Raw genomic sequence first — 23,740 nt, forward strand, 5'->3', positions numbered from 1 at the left:
ATTATCGCACATGAGAAAAGATTGGCTTTCTTGTATCGGTCAGACGCCGCTCATACAGCTGTCAAAGCTGTTCACGAATGATCGCGGCATTACCGTGCATGCCAAGCTGGAAATGCTTAACCCGAATGGCAGCGCGAAGGACCGCTCCGCCGTTCGCATCATCTCTGCGGCCTTGGAGCAGGGACGCATCGGGCCCGGCTCTGTCATCATCGAATCCAGCTCCGGCAATATGGCGATCAGCCTCGCCGCGATCTGCTCCTATCTCGGCATGCGGTTTATTAGCGTCGTAGACCCTAGAACGACGCAGCAAAACATTCGCATTATGCGCGCTTACGGTGCCGACATTGAGCTCGTTGAGGAGCCAGATCCAAGCACGGGCGAGTTCCTCCCTGCCCGGTTGAACCGGGTTCAGCAGCTACTTGTCGAGATTCCGGGCAGCTATTGGCCGAATCAATACAACAATGAGCATAATTATATGTCGCATTACGAAGGTACCATGCAGGAAATCGTGAAGGCGCTGGGCAGCGTCGATTACGTCGTTGGCGGCGTCAGCACCTGCGGCACGATGCTCGGTTGCGCGCAATATGCCCGCGACCATAAGCTGGATACGAAAATCGTGGCGGTCGATGCGGCGGGAAGCGTTATTTTTGGCGGTGTCAGCGGAAGCAGGCTGTTTCCGGGCCTCGGGGCTGGCATCGTTCCTCCGTTCGGGCAAAGCCGGTTTATGGATTATGCGATAAAGGTTAACGATGCCGATATGGTCACTGGCTGCCGAATGCTGGTGAAGCAGGAGGCGATTTTGGCCGGGCCATCCTCCGGCGCCGTTATTTATGCCCTTCAATCGATGATGCATGAACTGCCGGATAGCGCCGTTTGCGCCGTTATTTTGCATGACCGCGGCGAACGTTACATGGATACAGTTTACAATGATGATTGGGTTGCACAGCAATTCAATCATGGGGAAGGAGAACGAGTGTGATTTATCTTGGAGATGAACAAATCCGTGCCGTTGGACTCCATTGGCATGAGCTCGCGAATAGCATTGAAGATGCTGTGCATGTGATGGATAACGGCGATTATGCCCAGCCAGTAAAGCCTTATTTGCGCTACGGCGGCAATGCTGCAAACCGAATCATTGCCATGCCCGCCTATGTAGGCGGCAGCATCCATGCAGCTGGAATTAAATGGATTGCCAGCTTCCCTGGCAATCTGAATACCGGAATGCCGAGAGCGCACAGCCTGCTGGTGCTGAATGATGCAAATACGGGCAAGCCGTATGCGATTTTAAATGCATCGCTGCCGAGCGCAGCACGGACAGCAGCCGTTAGCGCCTTGCTGCTTCGCCATTATTTGCATGCGCGCAGCAAGCAGCATCCCAGCGAACCGCATCGCATAAAGCTTGGTATTATTGGCTTCGGCCCAGTCGGCCAGCTGCATTACGACATGTGCGGGAAGCTGTTCGGCGATTGCATCGATGAAGCTTATGTTTATGACATTCGCGGGGCGGAGCTGGATGATATCACCCCCGCCGCTACTGCTGCCGTCGATGGAAGGGAACGCGGTCTACGGCAACGAACCAAGGTGGCAGACAGCTGGCAGCAGCTATACAGCCGCTGCAACGTGATTATTACTTGTACGGTGAGCGACAGGCGCTACATCGATCTTCCGCCGCTTCCAGGCAGCCTGCTGCTGGACGTTTCGCTGCGCGACTATACCTCCTCCGCGTTGAGCAGCATATCCGCCATCATCGTCGATGACTGGGATGAGGTGTGCCGAGAAAATACCGATATCGAGCTGCTGCATAAGGAGCGGGGGCTGACGAAAGCCGATACCCGCTCGCTTGCCGATGTCGTATGTCGCGGCGTGCTTGCCGGATACGATCCGGCTGAGCCTGTTCTATTTTGCCCCATGGGAATGGCCGTCTTTGATATTGCAACAGCCAGCTACTGGGTGCGGAAGGCAAGGGAGCTCGGAATTGGACTGGAAATCGGAAATTAATCGGGTAAATACAAGCAACCGCCGACCCTCACGAGGAGGATCGGCGGTTGCTGCGTTAACGTCAGCCTGCTTTGCCTATTTTATTTCGCTGCCGCCCATGCATCAAGCTGCTTCTGTTTCTCAGCAATGATTTTATCGATGCCTGCTGCTTTCAGCTTGGAGATAAAGTCTGGCAGTGCTTTTTCAGGATCAAGCGTACCCGTTTCCAAGCCAAGCTTGTATTGATTCAGTACATTCGTTACCGAAGCAAACTCGGTCTTCACTGACGCGGAATCGAAAGTAAAGCCTAGTGCTTTGGATTTTGTTGCGTTTTTGTTAAATTCATCTGTTTCTTTCCAAATATTCGGGTTGTCCCCTTCAAAAGAGTAGGACATGAACTGGTTGCCGAACAACCAGCCTGTATTCGGGTTGTAGCCACTATTGTTGGCATCTACGCCATCTGCGTATTTAATGACGTTTTCTTGATCGGTTTTTACATAATGCTTGCCTTCAATGCCCCAGTCCATCATGTTGATTACATCTTTGTCGCTGTACATCAGGTTCAGAAACTTCATGGATGCTTCAGGATTCGTCGCATTGCGCGGAATACCCCACATAATGTTGGTTACCGTTTCTGTTTTGGAAACTGGGGCCGTAATTTCACCTTTCACAATTGGCGTACCTACAATACGCGATTCCTGCATCTCGATGCCCGGTTTAAGGTTCGCTACATAAGCAGCTGTACGGCCCGCTTTAATCAAATCCGCGATGCCTTCTTTGTTCGTCGCTGCATCCTTCAAAATATAACCCGCTTGGTACCAGCCGCGAATACGCTTGAGCAGCTCCGCATATTCTGGCGTTTCAAAGTAGTTGACTACTTTTAAATCATCCTGCCCATTGTTAATCAGCACGCCGAAGCCGTCACCTAATTTATCAAGCTTAAGCAGGTAGTCAGCAATCGATTGCCCAGCCGCTCCCGGAGAGATAGCCGCCATGTTCGGCTCTTTCTCCTTCAGCGTTTTCATCATGCCTTCCAAAGCGTCAAGCGAGTTGATTTTGGCAGCGTCGATGCCGTATTTATCAGCCAGATCCTTACGGATCAGCACGCCATAATTGACCGCCAAATCGCGAATCGAAGGCACGGCATATATTTTGCCGCCAATGCTGCTTGCTTTAATAAAATCTTCGCCTACTGCCGATTTAATGCCTTGTCCATGCTGCTCAAGCAGATCATCGAGCGGAAGCAACTGGCCCTTCGCCACTTGCGGTGCATATCCAAACGTTGCGCTGCTGCCCGTTACAATCAGATCCAGCTTCTCATTGCTCGTAAGCATGAGGTTCATTTGCTGATTCCAAGCGCCGATTCCGATTGGGAGAAGCTTCACTGTTGCATTAATTTTCTCTTTAGTCAGCTTGTTCAGTTCATCCTGTACCGCTTGCAGGTCAGTAGGCGTGTTGCCAAACGTCACATACGCAACGGTAAGCTCTGCCGCCGCATCTGTTTTGCCTCCGGAATTGGTAGCACCTGCCGTGCCCGCCTCTCCATTGCTGCCCGTGTTGCTGCCGCCGCATGCGCTCAGCACCAAGCCAAGGATGAGGACCAAGCTAATCATCGTTGTTATCCTTCTCATTCGTAATTCCCCCGATGCTCTTTAGTATCGAGATTCTGCTCGTCTGTAGCGAGTGAATCTATACTCATTGTAGAGAATCTCTATGCCCGCTACTGCCCCGCAAACGACTTTTCGGTAAGCGTTTTCCGACCATTTCATTTCCTCTGCTGCTCCAGCTCATAATTTTGCCTAAACTCAAGCGGATTAAGTCCCGCATACTTCTTGAACATCCTCGAAAAATGCGAGAAATTCGCATAGCCGACATGCACCGCAATCGCGCTTACCGGCATATCCGTCTTCATGAGCAGCTCCTTGGCTACTTGAAGCCGTTCCTGGAGCAAATAATCCGAAATCGACAGCCCGGTCTTCTTTTTGAAAATACGGGTTAAATAGTCTGGATTCAGGAACACATGATTCGCCAGCTCCTCACGCGTAATTTCCTTGTTTTGATGCAGCTTAATATAGGCAATAATTCGCTCCACGACCGTCTGTGTCTCTTCTACGGACTTGGCATAATCGGCGGCTTTGGTGACAATATGCTCGATCCATGCATAAATATCGGTTACCGAGCGGCTGGCCCGACTGGATAGCTCAATCGATTCGTCATCGCCAAACAGCTGATTCGCCTGGATGCCCTTGAGCTGAAGCATATAATACATCATTTGCAGAAAATCCTGATGAAACGTATGCAGCCGCTTCGCATCAAGCGTTCCCAGCTTCGTGCACTCCTTGAGATGGGCATCGATTGCCGCGAGCAGCTTGTCCTTGGAGCCTTCCTTCAGCAGCACCGCCCACAGGCTTAAATCCGGCAGCTTCATCTCCGGCGTCAGGCTGGACTTGCCGCTTGTGTGCAGCACGATGTTGCTGAGCGTTACATTGTCCTGATCAAGGCTCGCGAGCCGCCTTGTCATAGCCGACAGCTGATTGCTTGGCACAGGCTCGCCAATGTAGCAGGAAAGGTCGCAATAAAAATATGCATTGCAGGCCGCGATAAACAAGGAGCAGCGTTCTCGCAGAGCTGCGAGCCCAGGCTCGTCATTTTGCTCCAAAGGCAGCAGCGCTACAAGCTTATCTTTGTCCCACTGCACCAGATGCCCATAGGAGCCGTGGTTCAAAATCGTCTCCTCCGCCGCATTGCGCAGGGCAATCTCCATAATTTTCTCATCGCGCACGGACAGCTTCTTGCGCCAGCGCTGGATAGAAATAAGAATCGGCATATGGCGCAAATGCTCCATATAAGGCAAATACCGTTCCGCCGCCGCCTCTTTAATCGAGCTTTCATAAGCTGGAATCGTCTGGTTCAAAATATCCAGCCAAAACCGCTCCGTCATAATCGGCTGCTGCTTAAACCAATATTGCCCGTATTCGCTGAACTGGGCGAGCTCGCTGTCCTTGTTGATTTTGTCGGTCGCTTTGACAATGACCTTCTCCAGCTCCGCATACGGAATAGGCTTCAAAATATAATCGAGGCTGCCGAGCTTCATCGCCTGCTTCGCAAATTCAAAATCCGCGTGGCAGGTCAGAAACACCGATTCGGTTTTCGGATATTTCTCGCGTACCCACTCCAGCAGCTCCAGCCCGCTGCCCTGCGGCATTTCGATGTCGCACAGCATCAGGTCTACGGCCTGCTGGTCGAATATTTCCTTCGCTTGGCGGATATTATAGGCGGTGTACACAACACTTACCTGCAGCTTGTCCCAATCGATCGCCGATTCAATCGCCTTCACCGCATGTACTTCATCATCTACAATGAGCACAGAATACATATAAAATCCTCCTTTGCATGCTAGCTATGTTCCGTTCCCGTATTCATGGGCAGGATGATTTCGACGAAGGCTCCTCCGCCATGCGCGTTGGCGAATGAAAGCTGCGCCCGCCCTTCATAAAGCAGCCGCAGCCGTTCGCGTACGTTCCATATGCCGACCTGTCCTCCCTGCTCCCTGACTAAATTCCTGCCTTCCTGAAGCTCCAACAGCACCTCTTCATCAAAGCCTTTCCCGGTGTCCTGCACGACAATGCGCATTTTAGGCTCATCCGTCGTATCGAGCAGCTCGATGCGAATTTGGATGTGTACAGCTTCATCCAGCGTAACCGCGTATTTCACCGCATTTTCAACGAAGGATTGAATGACTAGCGGCGGCAAGCTGGCCTGCAGCATATAATCTGGCACTTCTATGCTGCTCGTCAGGCTGCTTGGATAACGAAGCTCCTGAATGCGGATATAATTGCTCACATGATCCAGCTCCTGCTTCAGTGAAACAAAGCTGAGGTTGCTGCGGAACATATAGCGGAAATAACCGACCAAACACATCGTCAGCTCTTGAATCAGCTCATAATTTTTCACCTGCGCCAAGCTGTACATCATATTTAAGGAATTCATGAAAAAATGGGGATTAATTTGCAGCTGCAAATGCTGCAATTCCGCCTTTTGCTTGCTAAGCTGCTCCTCATACACATCAATGCGCAGCTGCTGAATATCTGCCATCATCGTATTGAACGTTTCCGTCACCAGCTGAAATTCCTCGGCGCTTGGTGCTGCCTTGATTCGAACATCTAGATTGCCTTCGCGAATGCGCTTCATCGCTGCCAGGATGCGGTTGAGCGGCAGCAAAATTTCCCGACGCAGCATGAACAGCCCTAGCGGCACAATAATGAGCGAGCCAAGCGCAACAAATGTGACCAATCTCCTCAGGTAAGGGAGATTTTCCAATATTTTCTCATCCGGTATGACGGCAACGAGATTAAAATCTCCCCGGGTTGACGGCGAACCTACGACAAGAAACCGGGTTTTGTCTCCGGTCATGTAATAATGCTCCAGGCTTTGATTAAGATCAATGCCATAATCCTGCTGCAGCGTCGACCCCGTGAGCGGAATACCGCCGCTTGTCGTCAGCAGCGACTGCCCTTTTTCACCCAAATCAATGAGACCGAGTGCGCCAATTAGACGATTGGCATTGACCCAAGCGCCAATGTAGCTGCCGCCCGATTGAACAATATGGTAAATATAATATTGCTTGTCGAGCTCCGTAATTTTCCAATCGGCGGAATGGAGCAATGCCCCGTTATTATCCTTGTCCACCACGAGCCTGGATAAAAAAATCCGCATCTTCTCCCGCTCGACAAACGGCCTTCCCATTTGTGGAATAAGCATTAATTCCTTCTGCTGATCGGAGTAGGTGAAAAAACCATCCATACTTTTATAAATCGACAGCCCCTGCGAAAGCTTGTTGGACAAGCTGATTTTCGCCATATAATATTCGTCCGGCTGGCTTGTGGTGCCCATTACTAGCAAATCCGGATCTACAGCGGCGATACTATTCACATATTGATCAACATCCTCCAAGCTCTGGTCGATCTGATCCATATACAAGGTCATCATATTCCGGTTCGAGTTTGCCACCTGATTGCGTACGACATCAATCGAATAAAAGCTGTTATACAGCAGCAATACAATGAGCGGCAGTGTAAACAGCAGAACGCTGGTGAGCAGTCTCGTTCGAATCGAGCTCCACGATAAAATTTGCAATCGTTTGTACATCTGAACATGCCCCCCGTTCCCCGCGGCTAATAAATGCAAGGGTATACCGCCATTACAATGAAACTTAGCACGGGCGGAGAAGAAAGATCAATCATTCACGAGAAATTTGTCGAAATTTCTTACAAAAATCGCCTCGGCTACCGTACGCTGCCTAGACTGCTAAGCTTTAACCTCATATTTGAACCAGTCGAAATACGCTGGTACCGTACTATTTTTCCCATTTCCCGTCGCATAAAGCCCGGTATACACACCCGTAAAACCGCCGGCCACCTCTTTGGATAACATGGCACATTCTCCCGTTCCCAATACATGCGGCTGTCCGCCCGGAGCCGAAAAAGCAAACGTATATTGCGCAGCATCGGCTTCAATGCTTAGCTCAATCTGAGCGTCGTTATATGCTGCTGCCTGTTCTATTTTCCACAGGCTTCCGATTCGGCGGCGCAAAATCACCTGCTTGGTGCCCTCCAGCCTCGTCAGCGCAATTTCATAATGATAGCGCTCATTCATGAGCACCGTCAGTCCCGCTTCCTCCCCATCGTGCTGCGGCTGAAACTCCAATAGTGTCGACCATTTAGCCTGAAAATGCTGCTGCCTCCGCCCGACAAAAGCGGGCGACTGCGTATCATCCAGCGCATGGGCGCTGCCATGCAGCGTCAGCCAGCCCGGACGCTCCGCCAGCGACCAGCTCTCCGCACCGGGATTGCGTAAAAAATTCCAATAAAGCGCCAGCTCCGGCTCATTAAAATCATCCTGCTCCCGCCACTCTATCTGCCCGCTTGGCGGGAGTGCCGGGGCATCCAGCTCCACAGCTGCGCGCCCGTTATGCCCGATGATCGGCCAGCCGTCCTCCGTCCACGTTACCGGCGCACCAAACGTTTCGCGTCCCAGGTGATGGGCTGCCGGATAGCCAACAGGACGAATGCCGAGAAATACAGCCCACCATTCCCTCTCGGAAATTTGGACAAGCTCGGCATGTCCCGTCGCTTGAATCGGGCTGTCCGTGCTGCGCTGCGTCAAGATCGGATTGTGCGGACAGCTCTCAAACGGGCCAAAAGGAGCTTTGCTCCTTGCAGCCGTCACCATATGCCCATATTCGGTGCCGCCCTCAGCTATGATGAGGTAATACCAGTCACCGATGCGGTAAAGATGCGGTCCTTCGGGGAAAGAGCCGCCTGTCCCTTGCCAGATGAATTTCCGTTTGCCGATTAAACGCCCCGACTCGATATCCAGCTCCGACTGATAAATGCCGAGCGGCTCGCTGCTGAAAGGGACGCTTGTTCCGGTAATGTAAACTTTTCCATCTTCGTCGAACATGAGCGACGGGTCAATGCCCGGCCATTCGTCCAGCCATACCGGATCAGACCAAGGCCCCTCTGGGCTGTCCGCCCAAACATAAAAATTTTTGAATACGGTTACATTAGTTGTGATCATATAGAAGCGCCCATTGTTATATCTAATGGTCGGCGCAAAAATCCCTCTGGAGCTTGGGCTGCCATGCAGCGGCAGCTGATTTTCCCTGGTCAGGCAGTGTCCAAGCTGCCGCCAGTTGACCATGTCCGTGCTATGAAAAATCGGGACGCCCGGAAAATATTCAAACGAGCTGGTCACCAAATAAAAATCGCCACCTACACGGCACACACTCGGATCGGGATAAAATCCGCTTAAAACAGGGTTAGTAAAACGCATATCATTTCCTCCTCTAGAAGTATCGTTAAAATCACTGAATAACCCTCTTCCCCACACTTCGCATGCTTTTTCACCATTGTAATAGCGTATTCCTAATTTCAGCCACCGCTTGCTTGACCTTATGCTAGCAGTTTAACGACTTTTTTCATGGGAGGAAGCTGGCAAGCCGCTATTTTCCACAAAAAAAAGCCTCCCCTCCCCGCATGACATGCGGTTCAGGAAGACTTTTGTTATTGGCCTAACGAATAACTATTCTTTTCAAGCTGAAAGCTTTTACCTTAGGCAATCAGGCAAGCCTGGCACTCAGCCTTCCAGCCATACCGTTTTGTCAGAAACGGAGGTCCGTTTCGCTTCCAATGGCTGCATATCCGGATATCCAACATAAATAAGGGCAACAAACTGCTCCTCCGCATCAAGGCCAAACGTATCCTTCATGAGCGGATGGTACATCGGCTCGCCTGAGCGCCAGATGGCTCCCAGTCCATTCGCATGGGCAGCGAGCAGCAGGTTTTGCACAGCGGCTTGCGCCGCCGCCAGCTCTTCCGCATGCACAGCACGCGGGTCCTCTGACGGCGAACATACGACGCCAATGACGACAGGCGCACGGTAGGCTTTAGAGCGCTCCTTCGCCAAACGATCCTCAAGAGCGGTACCTATGCCGGTCTCAAGCGAAGCGAGTGCAACACGCGCATAACCTTCGCCCAGCTTGGCACGGCCCTCTCCTGTCATGACGATAAATTTCCATGGCTGTGTATTATGATGACTGGGCGCCCAAGTGGCCGCCTCCAGCAGCTTTTCGATGAGACGGCGATCAATCGGGTCCTGCTTGACCCTTCCGATTGTACGTCTTCCCCGTATAGCCTCTTCCACTTGCATGTTCATTCCCCCATTCCTCAAATTAAGCTTTCAACCAGGCCGCGTACTCGCCGTAGCCCTCTGCTTCAAGTTGATCCTTTGGAATAAAGCGCAGAGCTGCGGAGTTAATGCAGTAGCGCAGACCGTTTGGTCCAGGGCCATCATTAAAAACATGCCCCAGATGCGAATCAGCCGACTTGCTGCGAACTTCCGTGCGGATCATAAAATGGCTAATATCGCGATGCTCCGTGACCTTCGATTCCTGAATCGGCTTGGTAAAGCTGGGCCAGCCGCAGCTTGAATCGAACTTGTCACGCGAACTGAACAGCGGCTCGCCCGATACGATATCCACGTAGATGCCTTCTTCCTTATGATCCCAATATTCGCCGGTAAATGCCCGCTCCGTTCCGCTGTTTTGCGTCACTTCAAACTGAATCGGCGTCAGTCGCGACTTCAGCTCTCCCAGACTCTTCTTATATTGCCAATGGTTTGCGAGAAAATCTTCGCGTCCAGAGCCTTTGCGATAAGATTTGTAGCGCTGCGGATTTGAACGGTAGAAGCCCTGGTGGTATTCTTCCGCCAAGTAAAAAGGCTGCGCCGGTTCAATCGGCGTTACGACGGGCTTATCGAACCGGCCGCTTGCATCAAGCGCCTTCTTCGATGCTTCCGCCTTCTCCCGTTGATCCTCGCTATAATAAAAGATGCCGGGACGGTACGAGTTGCCGCGATCCGCGAACTGGCCAGCCAGATCAGTCGGGTCGATCTGCTGCCAAAAAATATCAAGCAGCTTCTCATAAGGGAATATCGCCGGATCAAAAGTAATTTGCACCGCTTCGGTATGGCCTGTCGTCTCCGAGCAGACTTGTTCATAGGTCGGATTCGGCACATGGCCGCCTGTATAGCCCGATACTACCTCGATAATGCCGGGCATCTCCTCGAATGGAGAAACCATGCACCAGAAACAGCCTCCGGCGAATATCGCCTTTTCATATGATGGTGACTCATTCTGGGTTTCGTTCAACTCAACTGACATGTCTATACAGCCTCCTTTACAGGCTTGCCGCAGCCGCTGCTGCTATACAATCACCTGACCCTTATTATACCTCAACTGCCAGCCTCCGCAAAAGGACAACAAGACCTGCGCCCTATTCTTTGTTACAATGTAGTGACACGCGCAACAAAATGGCTTTTTTCCCGTCCAATGTTATAGCAATATAAGTTGAACAAACGAGTGGCATCGGAGCAATGGTCGCTACTGGGAGAAAGATTGGACTTCCGGTCGCTGTTGTGTTCTTATTTCTTGGATCGTTATTCATCTTGGAGGATGAAATAAGAAAACATATCATTTTGTTCAACTTATAAGTCAGGTTACGATCGCAGTTCGTTCAGCCTCGTTGCAGCACACAATATGACTTTCAAAATGAGGTGAACGTTAAAATATGAGCAACTTGCAAGAAGCTGAGCTTTCCAGCCATCATGAGCCGCTGCGGCGGCGCAAACGGAGCAATCGCGCTTTTTTCGTATTCGTCATCATCTGGATCATTCTGATTTCCGGCGGCGTCATGGGTGCCAAGTGGTACAGCGACAAGATCCAGCGCGACGTCGCTGCTGATCTGGAGCGCCAGACATCCGCGCAAATCGCAGCGATGCAGCAGGACTACACACAGCGGATGGACAAGCTGGAAGCCGCCTATAAGGAAGAGCTGGCTCAGCTCGATGCGAAGGTGGATGCCTTGAATGAGCTGCTGACCTTTACGAAGGACAATGCCGATTCCAAGACCGACAACAGCAACAAGCTGTATACCCAGCTTAATGAAGTGAAGAAGAAGCTGAACGAACTGCAAAAAAATCTGGATGTGTTGAAATGAATGTATCCGTAAAAGCACTAAACAGGACGATGCTGCTCGCTTGTACCCCTTTTCTCGGCATGCTGCTTTGGCTGCTGCTGTCGGAGGTTGCCGTTGAGCTATCAACCTCCGCTTTTCCCGTTCACGAGGCCGAAGCGCAGCGGCAAGAGCCCGCAGCCTTCACCTCGAAGACAGCGGCGGGACTGGAGCAGGCCCGTACAACAGCCGAGCAGACGGGAAAATTGATTAAGAAGGAAATTACGCTGTATAATCGGACAAATGCGGAGATGAAGCAAATCGCCAGCACCGCAGCTGCCCAAGCCCGCATACCGCTTGAAATTTACGACCAGCTCATTACGAGCAAGCTTGGAGCGCCGTCGGCTACCGTTAATACGGACAAGCTGCGCGCCCAGCTCTTCCGAATCAAGACGCAAAACTTTCAAAGCTACGCGGTGAAAATCGAGCTGAAATCAGACGATGCGATGAAAATGTCGCTCGGCGGAGACAAATATGGCGGCGCTGAGACGACGCTCGCAGCGGTGAAACGCCTCGGCGCCTATATCGGCATCAATGCCGGAGGCTTCGCAGACGCTCAGGGCGTTCGCTATCCGCTAAGCACGACGATGATTGACGGCGAATATGTGAATGGCTTTGAGCCGTCGTTTGCCGATTTATTTTTTGTCGGATTGAATGAGGATAACGAGCTGGTCGGCGGAAAGTTCACAAGCAAGGCGCAGCTCGACAGCCAGCATATGAAGTTTGGCGCTTCTTTCGTGCCTGTCCTGCTGCAAAATGGTGCCGCCATGCCGATTCCCGACAAGTGGCAAAATAGCCCGAAGCGCGCACCGCGCACCGTCATCGCGAGCTACAAGGACAATCAGCTGCTCCTTCTGGTCGCAGATGGCTATAACGAGAATGGCAGCTCCGGCGCAACGCTGGAGGAATTGCAAATTTTACTTAAGCGCTACGGCGCCATTAATGGCTTTAATCTCGATGGCGGCGGTTCCTCGTCGCTGATCTGGAACGGCAGCGTCATTAATAGTCCTTCCGATCGCCAGCTCCGCAAGCTGCCAACGAGCTTCCTGTTTTTCAAGTGACTCCATGAAAGCTTCATGTGCCGTTTTCCAATCGAGACATTTGCGAGGGCGATTATGAATCAGATACAGCGCATTCATAATCCCCTCCAGCGCCTCGGTGAAGTCATAACCCTTTGGGAAAAACTCGTGAAGTAGTCCATTTGCATTTTCGCTCACTTCCCCGTTTTCTCATCCTCATATTGCCCTGGGGAACGGAATTAATCATTTCTTTTTCCTTGCAGATTATACCAAGGGATTTGCCCGTAGATATCCAGCTCACACGACCACGTTTTCGTCCCGTTCTCATCATACATCTTCATGAACGTTCCAAGGTAATCAGTTAGTACGCTGTATGTTCCTTCTTTGAAAATAGGCCCTTGAATGACTTCATGCCATTCAAGGGCCTACAGACTATTCTGATAATAAGTTTTTATTATTATAATGTGCAGGAAAATCCTCTAATGATATGAACTCAATACCTACTAAATTCTCTTTTTCAACCTCTTTTTTGAAAACCTCAATACAAAATAGGCAACATTATTCTGACCTCATTGATTAAATTTGATACCTGTAGATTCGAAACTAAAAACCTTGTCGATTTAAGTATTATCATTGTAGTGCTCCTTCAAGATCAAATCATAATGATTAGGAATGTTCATACCATTCCATTCTTCTCCGTATTCTGTTCCAATCAAAATTAAACCCAGCAATCTCAATGGATCAGAAGCTATAAATGTATTACTCTCTTTTTTCGCTTCCCAATCAAACGATTCTTCATGATCTAAAATAGAAATTGAAAAACCTAATTCTTTGATTATGTTTAAAGCATAATTATAAGTATTCACTGCATCTGCCATTTTCATTAAAATCACTCATGTTCATAATTTTTTTATGAAACAAATACTGGTACTAATCAAAAATATAATCACATTTCCATGGTGTTACAAATTCTCCCGGATCCACATTCATTTCTTCACAGCTTTCATATAAAGATAGTTCATTCTCTATCGGTCTTGAGAAGACTATCTTTATATCTCTTTCATATAGATCAGAATCCCAAGAGTTATTAAAGACTTCTATATACTCATTTGATATATCAATTATCATCACTAGATATTTACTTCCCACTCCGTCCTTAATTAATTCTAATAAATCTTCTCTTTCTAAATTTTTCTCCATTATATAAACTGCAGCAAATCTCCTATAATTGTTTTCACAGCTCTCTAATTCTTGTGCTATAACATTATATGAATTGTGTACAAATACACCATACCATAGCTTTTCTTCAAGTTTTCTCAACTTAGATCATCCTTATTTACACACATCTCTGTTCTTGAAATTCACTAAACCACTTAAAAAAATGCTCCAAGGCTAGAAATTCATCACCAGAATAAAAGTCAATCATTTTCGCCCACGATTTAGAATATGCTAGCAGGTTATTCGACTTTCCTATATATATTTCGAATTCTTTCATTAATATTTTGCTTTCTATATCATTAGGACGTGATAGCATAAAACCATCTAAAAAAGCTTTCAAGCAATAAATTGAATTTTTGCTGATATACATAGCAGGTCTTTTTTTTATTTTTTGCAACATTTCTATGAACGAATCATTATATACATTTTCAACCTCAATATGCTCCAAGCTATATGATTGGATTTTTTTAAACTCAATAAAAAATAATTGGAGTGCTTCACATTCATCACGAGCAATGAAACTAAGAATTGCAGCCCATGAATGGCTTCGCTCTAACTTGTACAATTTTTCGATATACTTTTGAAAATGTACAAGCTTGTAACTATCTTCAAATGTGACAGACCACCCATCTATAAACGCTTTTAAACAATGGATCGATCGCTTATCTAAAAATAAAGAAGTTTCATACTCAATGTTATGAACTAAGTCTTCTAAAGTTTTCATTTTTCCACGCTCACTTTAGTTAAAATGGGCATTTCTTTTCAGGTTTAAACTTCCCAGGAGTAAATAGATCCTCTCTCCATTCTGCGTATTTCAACCCTTTTGTTGTCATATTATCAAAAACTGTATCATCAACTCTAACTGCATGATGTTTACCATTCTCAGAAATAAGTTGATTAGCCTTATCGCTCCATATGTTACCATTTATTTCTGTAGTTAATACAAGCAACTCTCCTTTGATCTTATTTTCAATAAGCTTAGCTTTTAATTCATCCGCAAATTCCATACACTTAAATACTTTTTTATAGCTAGGATTTATTCCTTTAATAATTTTAATTACTTTCTGTATACTTTCACTGTCCAACCCAAATACATCTACATAGGTATTGGAGTTCAACACATACCCATACAACCTTATGCCGCCAGCTAGTCCTATCGGATCTTGCTGCGTATAAATTCCCTCTTGCGGCGAGTAATAACGGAAGCGGTTGTAATACAATCCCGTTTCCTCATCCTCATATTGCCCTGGGTAACGGAATGGATAAGCGTTTCTTTTTCCTTGCAGATTATACCAAGCAATTTCCCCATAGATATCCAACTCACACGACCACGTTTTCGTCTCGTTTTCATCATACATCTCCACGAGCGTTCCAAGGTAATCAGTCAGTTCCTTCTTTGAAAATAGACCCTTGAATGACTTCATGTCATTCAAGGGCCTAGAGACAATTTTTATAATAAGTTCTTTTTATTATAATGTGCAGGAAAATCCTCTATTGATATGAACTCAATACCTACTAAATTCTCTTTTTCAACCCCTTCTTTAAAATCATCGCTACAGAATAAGCAACGTTCCAGTCGCGATCCTTTTAATGTGAAAACTTCTTTGTTCACTTCACTATCTTTTAATATAATGGTCTCAAATTTTTGAACAAATAACCCATTTTTGCTTATCACATCTTCTTTTGTTTTTCCATGCATTACGAGATATTTAGATTCTTCATAATCTACCCATTTTTCTTTCTTATAAGGAAACAAATAATAGTACTGCTTGTCTGTATTTTTCTCACCTTTCCACGACTTTGTCTCTAGTGGGACTAGTTGAAAACCTTCCATAGAAGAATACGTACGAAACAGTTTTAAAAACTCTTCAGAAATGATAAATCCTCGAAAAAAAACAATATAATCAAAAATTAGCCATTTTTCTTTGCATATTAAAAATAATTTCTCCGGAAAATCAATTTCAGCCTCTTTAACAGCTTTTCTACACCAATCATAATCCATCTCAGGCATTGGATTCTTTACATTGAATCCTTCTGCCAATACTCCATTTAAGAGAATGGGAATACCTTTATCGCTTTTCTGTTCTATTACATAAAGTTTTTTGGTGATCATGATAACTTTTTACACCTCTTTATTATTGGATTATTAGGATTAATCGGAACATCCCCGTTCCAAATTTTATTTTTCATTTCCATTTGCAATTTCCTTACCATCTTTCTTGCCTCTTGTTTATTTATACCATCTTCTTCTTCAAATAAGCTTAGAATAACTTCAATTCTTCCTTCTACAATAGCACTATATAGTGGGTGTGATCCATTATGGAACACTTTCATTCCCTTTACTTTAGCTGTTTTTGAACTATCAGGAAGATGGATACCATTAAATGCTTCATCCATTCTGCCCCCTAATCCTACATCATTGAAAAACAATATATATTTCTTCCAAATCTCCTCAGGTATTACATGATGAGCCTGCATTTTATCTCCAACCCTGCCTTGCAGTTGTTTATCAAGCTTCGTGCTACTTAACCCAAACGGATCCATCCAAACATTCGGATCCAACACATACCCATACAACCTAAACCCGCCTGCTAGTCTTATCGGGTCTTGCTGCGTGTACATTCCTTCTTGCGGCGAATAATAACGGAAGCGGTTGTAATACAATCCCGTCTCCTCATCCTCATATTGTCCCGGGTATCGGAATGGACAATCCTTTCTTTTTCCTTGCAGATTATACCAAGGAATTTGTCCATAGATATCCAGCTCACAGGACCACATTTTCGTCCCGCTCTCATCATACATCTCCACGGGCGTTCCTAGATGATTCGTTATAATACTATACGTGCCCTCAGACGTGATCTTCGCAGCTGGATGGAACGTCCCCTCATCAAAAATCCACGTAATCAATTGATCAGAAATCGTGTCCGCAACTTCTGCTTCCTCGACTTTTTCCTTTTTCCATTCATGCAGGATATTATTCCCATCCCACACATAACAGTTTACCATACCTCCAAAATGCTTTTCTATCCGTCTTCCTAACGGATCGTACTTAAATGTTACTTCTTGCCCGTCCGGGCGTACGACCCTGCTCATCATCCCATTGCCGTAATAATCATATTGCCAACGCTTTCCTCCCGCGTCGATCTTTTCGACTAATTGCCCTTCTTCGTCGTAGCGATAGCGCGTCCCCTTCATGCTTAGCAAGCGACCGCCTGACCCATATTCCCGATCGGGCTCATATCGGTCTCCGTACAAATTCCCAACCTCATCCGTATGCCGAAAAAGCCTACTGAAGTTCTCGCTGCTATCCGATGCGACCAGGTCACCAAAATCATTGTAGCTATACGTCGCTCGCTTGCCGAACAGATCATCCTTAATCGACTTTAACCGATTGTTGATGCCCCATTCATATGTTCTCTTCCGGCTTTCGCTCCCTCCTGCCTTCACCTTGTGGCGCTCGGGGTGTCCAGCAGCATCATATTGCCAGCTACTTATCATACCTCCTGGCAGCAAACGCTCGATTTCTTGCCCCAACGCATTATATTTCATTCGGGCTTGCCATGAACTATTTTCTTTCGCAGAAGAATGACTCCCTCGCTGCTCCTGAAGCGTTTGACTCGCTTCCATCCGCTTAACCTGACCTATCTCATCCCGGTCAATCGTGAGCTGCGCACCAAAGCTGCTGCTCATGGCTATCCGGTTACCCTGCTCATCGTATTCGCTCGCTACCCAATAGTCGTCTCGCCATTCTTTCATCAGCTGTCCGGCTTGGTTATACTCGAATTTCACAGTCGTATGCGGATTCGTCGTTTTGAACAAATGACCAATCCGGTTGTAGGCGTACGTCTCCATCCAACCATCGCTATATTCCGTTTGTGTAATCTGACCTTGCGGATTATGGCGGAAGGCTGTCCAGCGGTTGCCCGGACGCGTAATCCGTTTCAACAATCCGCCTGTGCTGTGCGCGTAACTTCTGGCCAGTCCGTCAAAACCAATCTCCCTTACAATCTGTCCGTTCGCATCACGCTCTAGCTCATAGCGCTCTTCACGCTCATTTACAACGCCGACCAGTTCCTCTTCCTGATTATAAAGAAGATCGACGCGTCTGTTCTTTTCCTCCCGCCAGCGCAGCTTGCCTAGCGGTGTATACCCGAATCGCACGCGCTGCTGGTTATTTTCTGCCAGAATGACATCATCATAGGCATTGTATTGCAGGTTCATTACATCGCCATCAGGTAAACTGATCTGCGTAACTCGTCCCAAGGCATCATACGCAAAAATCTGCTTAGCTCCCGCAGCATTGCTTTCTTCCAGACATACCCCGCGGTGATCATACGTCCAGCGGCTGATCGCTCCATTCGCAGAAGTGGCTTCAATTAAATTGTGTTGCTCGTCATAACCGAACTTTGCAGTCGTCCCGAATGGACTTTTAACTTCGATTAAGCGATGCTGCTCATCGTATTGAAAGGTGGTTGTTGCCCCATCCGCTCCGCAAATTCCCCTCACATGCCCATCAGCATCATACTTCCAGCTTTGCATTCCGCCTTCTGGGTCGATCACTTTCAGCAGTTGCCCATTCTCCGTATAAGCGAAGCGCCATTCACTGCCATCCATCTCCATCTGCTTCGTCAATTGACCTTGCTCATCGTATTCATAAGCAGTCTGAATGCCATCTTCATCCGTTTCACTTAATAAATCGGCCTGGTCATTGTACGAATAGCAATAGATACCGCCAAGCGGATTCACCATCCGTGTACAAAAATAACGCTCATCATACTCAAACACCGTCCGGTGCCCTTGGCTATTCTCTACCTCATTAAATCCGTTGTCATAACGGATTTTTCCTTCCAGCAAACCATCATCGCCATACGTATGGACGCATCTTGCCCCCGTCGTTGGGCCGTCATAATGCCAGTGGAAGCTGTAGCCGTTGCGATCCGTCTTGCGCACCATCAGGTGCTGATCATAACGGATATGCGTGGTTTGACCGAGCGCATCCGTGATCGCGATCAAATCGCCTGCTTCGTTATACGCGTAGCGAACCAGCAAATCCCACTTGCGACTGTATCCTTTTCCATATACATGAGTCACAGCTGTCATACGCCCCGCTTGATCCGTCCCCACTTCCAACTCCCGCCCTACGCTGTCTATCACCTGTCGTATAAATCCACGTTCGTCATAATATAGGGCAATACGATGGCTAAATTCATTTTCCACACGGTGCAGTCGATACAACGATTCTTGCCCATCTCTCTGCTCCTCAGCGGCAAGTGTTTTAGCTGTTGTGCCCATAAACCCTACTGGCGGCTTCGCTGGCACAGGTCTCGTCAGTCGGTAGCCTTTCCCCGCAATAATCTCCTGTTCAGGCTCCGTTATCGTCCGTTGCGTAAGCCCCGAAGCGGAGCCAAGCCCACGTTTAGGCTGCGCCTGTTCCTTATCCCTCATGGTTTCAGCGATCACAGCTGGCTCAAAATAATACGTCAACCGACTCTCATGGTCGTACAGCGTATAATTCTTCCCCAGACGGCGCAGCGTCAGACGCTCCAACCGGTTAAACATCTCGATCTTGCCGCGATGCAGCAGCTCGAACGAAGCGACGCGCCCATCTCCCAACAGGACGCCGATTCCGTCCCCCATCACACTTAGGCGCATATCCAGAGCGTGATGCGCACCATGCCCGAGCCAGCCGTTATGACGGCTGTCGCTGATCCAGCGCCGTTCCCAGCTTAGAGGCAGCGGTCCTGGAAAAGCAAAATCCTCCGCTTCGCTCATCATCCGTCCTGTAATCAGATCGACGGGCTCAAAGCCCCATTTGCAGAACTTGTCCTTCAGCCCCTTCGTCCCACCGAACTTGGACAATACTTTATGATTCAAGGCGGTCAGCCCTTTATTCACCATCGTATTTTTCGCGGCTGCCGCAAGCAGCGACTTTGTCCGGTCCGCAAGCTGCTCCTGCATTTTTGCGATTTTGCCCTCGACCTGCTTTTGAAGATTGTCCGCTTGTCCCTTGACCCTCTTCGCAGCGGTCAGCACCTTGTCCATTTGGCTCTTCGCCAGCACCAGTGCCTTCTCACCGCCCTGCTTCAGCACGGCCTTGCCGACCTTCTTGGCTACTTTACTCGCAATCTTCGCTGCGCCAAACGCATCCCCGACACCCGGAACCATACAAAGCAGCGACATGCCGGCCCCGAGAAAATCGCCGCGCGCCAGACTAATTCCCGCATTCACGACGTCGAAGACCGCTCCCACGCCTGGCAGCATGCCCAGCACATCAAGCCCCATCTGCACTTTATCCCAGAAGCCTTCCTTTTCCTTATCTATTTTCGCTTGTTCCGCCTCTGGATTCGTTATGACGGAGTAGCTTTGGCGGTCAGAGCCATCGGCTATAATTTTGCTGCCGCCCGCCTCCGAATTATCGTTCAGGATCAGACTGCCACCTTTGCCAAGCACAATAATCTCATCCTCTGCCTGCGCCTGAAACGTCTTAAACTCCTTGAAAGATAGCTCCTCCGGTGCAGAAAGGACAATATCCTTATCGCTCGCCAGCTCAATGCCCGTCTCCTCATTCATGGATAGGAAGAGTGCTCCTTCGGTCGCCGTGAACGTAATGTCCTGCAAGCCTAATGTAAAATCCTTCCCATAGCTGGTTGTAAAAGATTTCACCGTCGTATCGGCCATTTTCTGCTCGGCCTTCGCCGCGGCTTCCCCGCTTCCGGAGGACGGCGTCCGTACCGAGTTGATCAGCATCGCATCCTCTTCCTGCTTGCCGGGAAAATACAGCTTCACCCGCGACCCGACCTGCGGCATCGAATGAATAAAATGGCTCGCAGACGACGAATAGGGGAACCATACCGCTTCCTGCTCGGGCTGCTGCGGATCGATATCCAGATGCACCTTCGCTTTTTTCGGGGCAACTGCAATGACTTTGCCTTCTACGGCAAGACCGACTAAATAGGGATTATACAGCTTATTGCGGCGAACGCCGCCCGCAATGGCGCAGTCGTATTCGAACGCCAGCATCGACTGCTCAAGCTCGGCCTTCATGCCCACAACCGTGAACCACACCCCGTTCAGTTCCACTTGATCGCCCAGCGCGTAGAGCTTATCTAACTTGATCGTACAGCGGGTAAAAATCTGCTCACCGAGCGCCTCGCCTGCTGCCGGAACAGCCGTGACGAATGCCCCTACATCACGACTCATCTGATACGCCATTCCTGACGGCAGCTTATGCCGGCGCAGCCCTGATGGCGCTCCCACCCAGAGCGACACGCCATGCCTGGAAACGTCCGGCGTCAGCATCGCCCCGGCATGGGAGGCTATTCTATGCAAAAACTCCCAATCTGTCTCCTCGTACTGGAGCAGCAGCTTGCCAACCTTCTGCGATGGCTCGAAGGCATCTATCCGGTAATTAGCACCTGGAAAAGCCGCCAGCACCTCCGTTATTACCTGATGATAGGTCAAGCCCGCATGCTGGAAAGAACGGCTTTTCCGCTCACCATCAAGCTTTTGCGTATGTGAGACTACAACCAGCTCTATCCTTTCATTGCCTTGCGACTCGATTAGCTCCAATTGATCAAGCTGCCCTAGAAACAGCGGATAATCCTGTCCAAGTGCACTACCCGCATCAAACGTATCGCCTTTTACCCACAGTCCGACCTCATCACCGCTGCTTGCATGCCTTACGACGTCATGCCCAGCCTTTTCTTTGAGCCTTCCCTTCACATACAGCTTGGCATGCTCGCCTGGCTTGCGGCTTAACGCCATGCCTTCCAGCCGAATCGCACCGTACGGCCATTTGAGCGTCAGCTCGCGGACGGTCAGGCCACCAAGCTGATCTTCTTTTTTCACAGCCACCTGTACCCTCCCTCCTTTCTATTTCTGCCCGTCATCTTCCACATAAATGATGCCATTCTCATCTTTTACACAGGTCACATAAGAGCAGTTCAGCAAGGCGGGCTTGCCCTCCACTAGTAAATCCGGCTTGCCGTTCACCCATTCCATATGCACTTCAGGCTCACATGGCCCATCCTGCGCTTCACAGACGCCAAAGGTAAAAATATGGGTATTCACCTTGCTGTCGCCCACATTCATCAGCGGCTGCCCTTTCAAATACATGCCATGGCTTTGCGGCAAATTGAGAATATTCGGGTGACTGCCGCAAGCGCAGCGCAACATGGCTCCACGCACCACATAGCTAAACTCCGGCTCATCTCCGCCATCTGTTCGGTTTAATCCTCTAACTATATTAGACATGCTCACTTCCCCCTTTGCTCGTTGATTATGAACGCGATATATTTGCCGGAACTAAAATAAAACCCGTGCTGGCACGCCTAAGCAGGCTCTCCGCCACATCCAAATGTACAAAGCAACAGCCTGCTGCAGTAAAGAGCTTACTGCGGGTTAAAGCAAGCTTGCCTGCATCCAGTACGATTTTCCGCCATATGCCCATCGCATCCCTCTCGCTTGCACTAGACAGAAGGTCACGCTCGGGCGGTTCAATGCGCCAGTACAGCTCCTGCCGTTTCGCCTCCCGTGCATTTAAAATGACCGTGCTGCTGCGAAGTTCCAGCTCATACAGCTCGAGCAGCCGCTTCACCCGGTCAGAAACGATTCGCTGCGGCTTATCGCTCCAATCTGTGAAAGCAAATCCTGCGTGCTCTCTGACATACAAATTGCCATGCTCCCTGCTGTCTCCCCCGCTTCTAGGTTCAATTTCCATCACCTGACGCATCTGCTCATCCTGCTTCAGCATAAAATAATGCATTGCTCCTCGTAACCTCCCCGAATGTTGTATGTGCCCTAATCGTTAACCGCCAGCCGGGACAGGAACCCCACTTTCATCCTCTACCATCCACTGAATATTTCGTTTCTGATCTTCACTCAGTTGCCATTTATGTGCATCGCTGCTCATGACCAAAGCCCCTTTCATGCAAGCTCCGCTAAAGTCGGCGTTATAAAAGTCCGCATAAAGCAGATCAGCTCCCTCTAAATCTGCATCCTTAAAGCTAATGCCTCTAAAGCCAAGAACCATACCATCCTTTACAACTTGCCTCCCACCAGCAGCTTCCCTGAATGAAGCACCGTCCAGCTTGCAACTGCTAAAGTCAGCGTCAAACAATAAGCTTTGACTGAGATTAGTACCGCTTAGCTTGCTACCGCTAAAGTCGGTTCCAATACAGGTGGATCGCTCCATTTTGGCGTTGCTCCAATTCCCGCTTGTGCAGTGGCTGTGCCTGAGATCAATGTCGGCATAATTTCCGCCGCTCAAATCCAAGCTCCGCAAATCGCTCGCTATATAGGCGGTAGGGTGCTTTTGCTCCAGCCATTCCTGCACAGCCTTGGCATCCTTGTCCGCCAGATCCTCCATCCATAGCTGCTCGCTATAATCCTTGTATTCGCCTGTTCGGATTCGCAATATTTCAGCTCGCTTCACTGCTTCAAATTCTGGCAGCACTAACAGCTGCGGAAGCGCCTGGCGCAGCCACTCGCGCACATATTGATGCAGCGTCACGATTTCACGAAGCCTGACCGTCCGGGAATCGAACGCTGCGCCATTTGGCGTATACGGGCGTGCTGCCATAGCCCCCTCTTCCATTCGGTCCAAGTATGGATACAGCCAGTCGCATTCATACAGCTCTATACATTCGCAGCGGTCCATATACCAAGTGTCGTCGTAGGCTTCCAGTGCATATTTCAGCTCCCCCTGCATAAGCCATGACCGTAAATAGGAGAAATGAATGTAGCCAATTGGCCCCTTCTCCCCTCGCGCCTGCTGCTCACTGATACGCATGCATAAAGCACGAAAGACCGCTTTAAGCTGTTCAATATGCGCATCCATTCCGCTGCGCCAGAGCTTGTCCAGTTGGACCAGCATTTGAGTGCGCAGCGGTGCAAGCTCCTCCTCGCCAGCCTCGATTCCATGTTTAAAAACGTCCATGCTTCACCTCTTTCAAG

General features: G+C 48.9%; 20 protein-coding genes and 1 pseudogene. 4 read left to right on the forward strand and 17 right to left on the reverse strand.

What is annotated here, in order from left to right:
* Positions 1-10 precede the first annotated feature (10 nt).
* Positions 11-979 (forward strand): 2,3-diaminopropionate biosynthesis protein SbnA, encoded by a 969-nt coding sequence (sbnA, locus tag WH37_RS16075; protein WP_046231605.1) that lies wholly within the window; start codon positions 11-13, stop codon positions 977-979.
* Entirely contained in the window at positions 976-1,998 is a 1,023-nt protein-coding gene (locus tag WH37_RS16080; RefSeq protein ID WP_046231606.1) for an ornithine cyclodeaminase, read from the forward strand. Before sbnA ends, WH37_RS16080 begins: the two co-directional genes overlap by 4 nt.
* An 80-nt stretch (positions 1,999-2,078) precedes the next feature.
* On the opposite strand, the gene WH37_RS16085 is transcribed toward WH37_RS16080, so the two are convergent.
* The 6 genes from WH37_RS16085 to msrB all read right to left on the reverse strand — a co-directional run bounded on the left by WH37_RS16085 (position 2,079) and on the right by msrB (position 10,699).
* On the reverse strand, positions 2,079-3,590 hold the full coding sequence (locus tag WH37_RS16085) for an ABC transporter substrate-binding protein (protein ID WP_231594252.1): 1,512 nt from the start codon (positions 3,588-3,590) through the stop codon (positions 2,079-2,081).
* A gap of 152 nt (positions 3,591-3,742) precedes the next feature.
* On the reverse strand, positions 3,743-5,353 hold the full coding sequence (locus WH37_RS16090) for a response regulator transcription factor (protein WP_046231608.1): 1,611 nt from the start codon (positions 5,351-5,353) through the stop codon (positions 3,743-3,745).
* Positions 5,354-5,373: 20 nt separating this feature from the next.
* Positions 5,374-7,125 carry a sensor histidine kinase gene (locus WH37_RS16095; protein WP_046231609.1) on the reverse strand — a complete coding sequence of 584 codons (1,752 nt, stop codon included), beginning with the start codon at positions 7,123-7,125 and terminating at the stop codon, positions 5,374-5,376.
* 159 nt (positions 7,126-7,284) lie between these two features.
* A complete protein-coding gene (locus tag WH37_RS16100; RefSeq protein ID WP_046231610.1) occupies positions 7,285-8,811 on the reverse strand; it encodes a glycoside hydrolase family 43 protein in 1,527 nt (508 codons plus the stop codon).
* Positions 8,812-9,114: 303 nt separating this feature from the next.
* Entirely contained in the window at positions 9,115-9,687 is a 573-nt protein-coding gene (locus WH37_RS16105; RefSeq protein ID WP_177217967.1) for a nitroreductase family protein, read from the reverse strand.
* Between the two features lie 22 nt (positions 9,688-9,709).
* Complete coding sequence (msrB, locus tag WH37_RS16110) at positions 9,710-10,699, reverse strand: peptide-methionine (R)-S-oxide reductase MsrB (protein WP_046231612.1); 990 nt, start codon at positions 10,697-10,699, stop codon at positions 9,710-9,712.
* Positions 10,700-11,105: 406 nt separating this feature from the next.
* On the opposite strand from msrB, the gene WH37_RS16115 reads away from it, so the two are divergent.
* A complete protein-coding gene (locus WH37_RS16115; RefSeq protein WP_046231613.1) occupies positions 11,106-11,534 on the forward strand; it encodes a hypothetical protein in 429 nt (142 codons plus the stop codon).
* A complete protein-coding gene (locus WH37_RS16120) occupies positions 11,531-12,610 on the forward strand; it encodes a phosphodiester glycosidase family protein (protein ID WP_046231614.1) in 1,080 nt (359 codons plus the stop codon). Before WH37_RS16115 ends, WH37_RS16120 begins: the two co-directional genes overlap by 4 nt.
* Here WH37_RS16120 and WH37_RS37645 read toward each other — a convergent pair.
* The 11 genes and pseudogenes from WH37_RS37645 to WH37_RS16165 form a co-directional block, all read right to left on the reverse strand.
* Positions 12,605-12,763: pseudogene (locus WH37_RS37645) on the reverse strand (IS30 family transposase); the annotation flags it as partial. The gene WH37_RS16120 and the pseudogene WH37_RS37645 sit on opposite strands and share 6 nt — an antisense overlap.
* A 237-nt stretch (positions 12,764-13,000) precedes the next feature.
* Positions 13,001-13,111, reverse strand: a complete 111-nt coding sequence (locus WH37_RS37425) for an Imm43 family immunity protein (RefSeq protein WP_414811848.1) — start codon at positions 13,109-13,111, stop codon at positions 13,001-13,003.
* Between the two features lie 77 nt (positions 13,112-13,188).
* Entirely contained in the window at positions 13,189-13,452 is a 264-nt protein-coding gene (locus WH37_RS16125; protein ID WP_046231615.1) for a hypothetical protein, read from the reverse strand.
* Between the two features lie 46 nt (positions 13,453-13,498).
* Complete coding sequence (locus WH37_RS16130; protein WP_046231616.1) at positions 13,499-13,888, reverse strand: hypothetical protein; 390 nt, start codon at positions 13,886-13,888, stop codon at positions 13,499-13,501.
* 16 nt (positions 13,889-13,904) lie between these two features.
* Positions 13,905-14,510: a hypothetical protein gene (locus tag WH37_RS34765; RefSeq protein WP_052737004.1), complete on the reverse strand. Its 606-nt coding sequence runs from the start codon at positions 14,508-14,510 to the stop codon at positions 13,905-13,907.
* Positions 14,511-14,529: 19 nt separating this feature from the next.
* Positions 14,530-15,144 (reverse strand): RHS repeat domain-containing protein, encoded by a 615-nt coding sequence (locus tag WH37_RS37075; RefSeq protein WP_269431317.1) that lies wholly within the window; start codon positions 15,142-15,144, stop codon positions 14,530-14,532.
* A gap of 92 nt (positions 15,145-15,236) precedes the next feature.
* Complete coding sequence (locus tag WH37_RS16145) at positions 15,237-15,899, reverse strand: Imm43 family immunity protein (protein ID WP_046231617.1); 663 nt, start codon at positions 15,897-15,899, stop codon at positions 15,237-15,239.
* Positions 15,896-21,640, reverse strand: a complete 5,745-nt coding sequence (locus tag WH37_RS16150) for a DUF6531 domain-containing protein (protein ID WP_052737006.1) — start codon at positions 21,638-21,640, stop codon at positions 15,896-15,898. Before WH37_RS16150 ends, WH37_RS16145 begins: the two co-directional genes overlap by 4 nt.
* A gap of 18 nt (positions 21,641-21,658) precedes the next feature.
* Positions 21,659-22,039, reverse strand: coding sequence for a DUF4280 domain-containing protein (locus WH37_RS16155; protein WP_046231618.1), 381 nt, complete (start codon positions 22,037-22,039; stop codon positions 21,659-21,661).
* Positions 22,040-22,064: 25 nt separating this feature from the next.
* Positions 22,065-22,550, reverse strand: a complete 486-nt coding sequence (locus WH37_RS16160; protein ID WP_046231619.1) for a hypothetical protein — start codon at positions 22,548-22,550, stop codon at positions 22,065-22,067.
* 42 nt (positions 22,551-22,592) lie between these two features.
* Entirely contained in the window at positions 22,593-23,723 is a 1,131-nt protein-coding gene (locus WH37_RS16165; protein ID WP_046231620.1) for a pentapeptide repeat-containing protein, read from the reverse strand.
* Positions 23,724-23,740 lie beyond the last annotated feature (17 nt).

The sequence above is a fragment of the Paenibacillus algorifonticola genome, from assembly GCF_000971975.1.
Lineage (GTDB): Bacteria > Bacillota > Bacilli > Paenibacillales > Paenibacillaceae > Pristimantibacillus > Pristimantibacillus algorifonticola.

What these genes read in the sequence shown, in the direction of transcription:
- WH37_RS16105 (WP_177217967.1), bottom strand. Translation starts at nt 9,687, where the DNA reads ATGCAAGTGGAAGAGGCTATACGGGGAAGACGTACAATCGGAAGGGTC.
- WH37_RS16100 (WP_046231610.1), bottom strand. Translation starts at nt 8,811, where the DNA reads ATGCGTTTTACTAACCCTGTTTTAAGCGGATTTTATCCCGATCCGAGT.
- WH37_RS16095 (WP_046231609.1), bottom strand. Translation starts at nt 7,125, where the DNA reads ATGTACAAACGATTGCAAATTTTATCGTGGAGCTCGATTCGAACGAGA.
- WH37_RS16145 (WP_046231617.1), bottom strand. Translation starts at nt 15,899, where the DNA reads ATGATCACCAAAAAACTTTATGTAATAGAACAGAAAAGCGATAAAGGT.
- sbnA (WP_046231605.1), top strand. Translation starts at nt 11, where the DNA reads ATGAGAAAAGATTGGCTTTCTTGTATCGGTCAGACGCCGCTCATACAG.
- WH37_RS37075 (WP_269431317.1), bottom strand. Translation starts at nt 15,144, where the DNA reads ATGTATGATGAAAACGAGACGAAAACGTGGTCGTGTGAGTTGGATATC.
- WH37_RS16165 (WP_046231620.1), bottom strand. Translation starts at nt 23,723, where the DNA reads ATGGACGTTTTTAAACATGGAATCGAGGCTGGCGAGGAGGAGCTTGCA.
- msrB (WP_046231612.1), bottom strand. Translation starts at nt 10,699, where the DNA reads ATGTCAGTTGAGTTGAACGAAACCCAGAATGAGTCACCATCATATGAA.
- WH37_RS34765 (WP_052737004.1), bottom strand. Translation starts at nt 14,510, where the DNA reads ATGAAAACTTTAGAAGACTTAGTTCATAACATTGAGTATGAAACTTCT.
- WH37_RS16085 (WP_231594252.1), bottom strand. Translation starts at nt 3,590, where the DNA reads ATGATTAGCTTGGTCCTCATCCTTGGCTTGGTGCTGAGCGCATGCGGC.
- WH37_RS16155 (WP_046231618.1), bottom strand. Translation starts at nt 22,039, where the DNA reads ATGTCTAATATAGTTAGAGGATTAAACCGAACAGATGGCGGAGATGAG.
- WH37_RS16160 (WP_046231619.1), bottom strand. Translation starts at nt 22,550, where the DNA reads ATGCATTATTTTATGCTGAAGCAGGATGAGCAGATGCGTCAGGTGATG.
- WH37_RS16090 (WP_046231608.1), bottom strand. Translation starts at nt 5,353, where the DNA reads ATGTATTCTGTGCTCATTGTAGATGATGAAGTACATGCGGTGAAGGCG.
- WH37_RS16115 (WP_046231613.1), top strand. Translation starts at nt 11,106, where the DNA reads ATGAGCAACTTGCAAGAAGCTGAGCTTTCCAGCCATCATGAGCCGCTG.
- WH37_RS16120 (WP_046231614.1), top strand. Translation starts at nt 11,531, where the DNA reads ATGAATGTATCCGTAAAAGCACTAAACAGGACGATGCTGCTCGCTTGT.
- WH37_RS16125 (WP_046231615.1), bottom strand. Translation starts at nt 13,452, where the DNA reads ATGAAAATGGCAGATGCAGTGAATACTTATAATTATGCTTTAAACATA.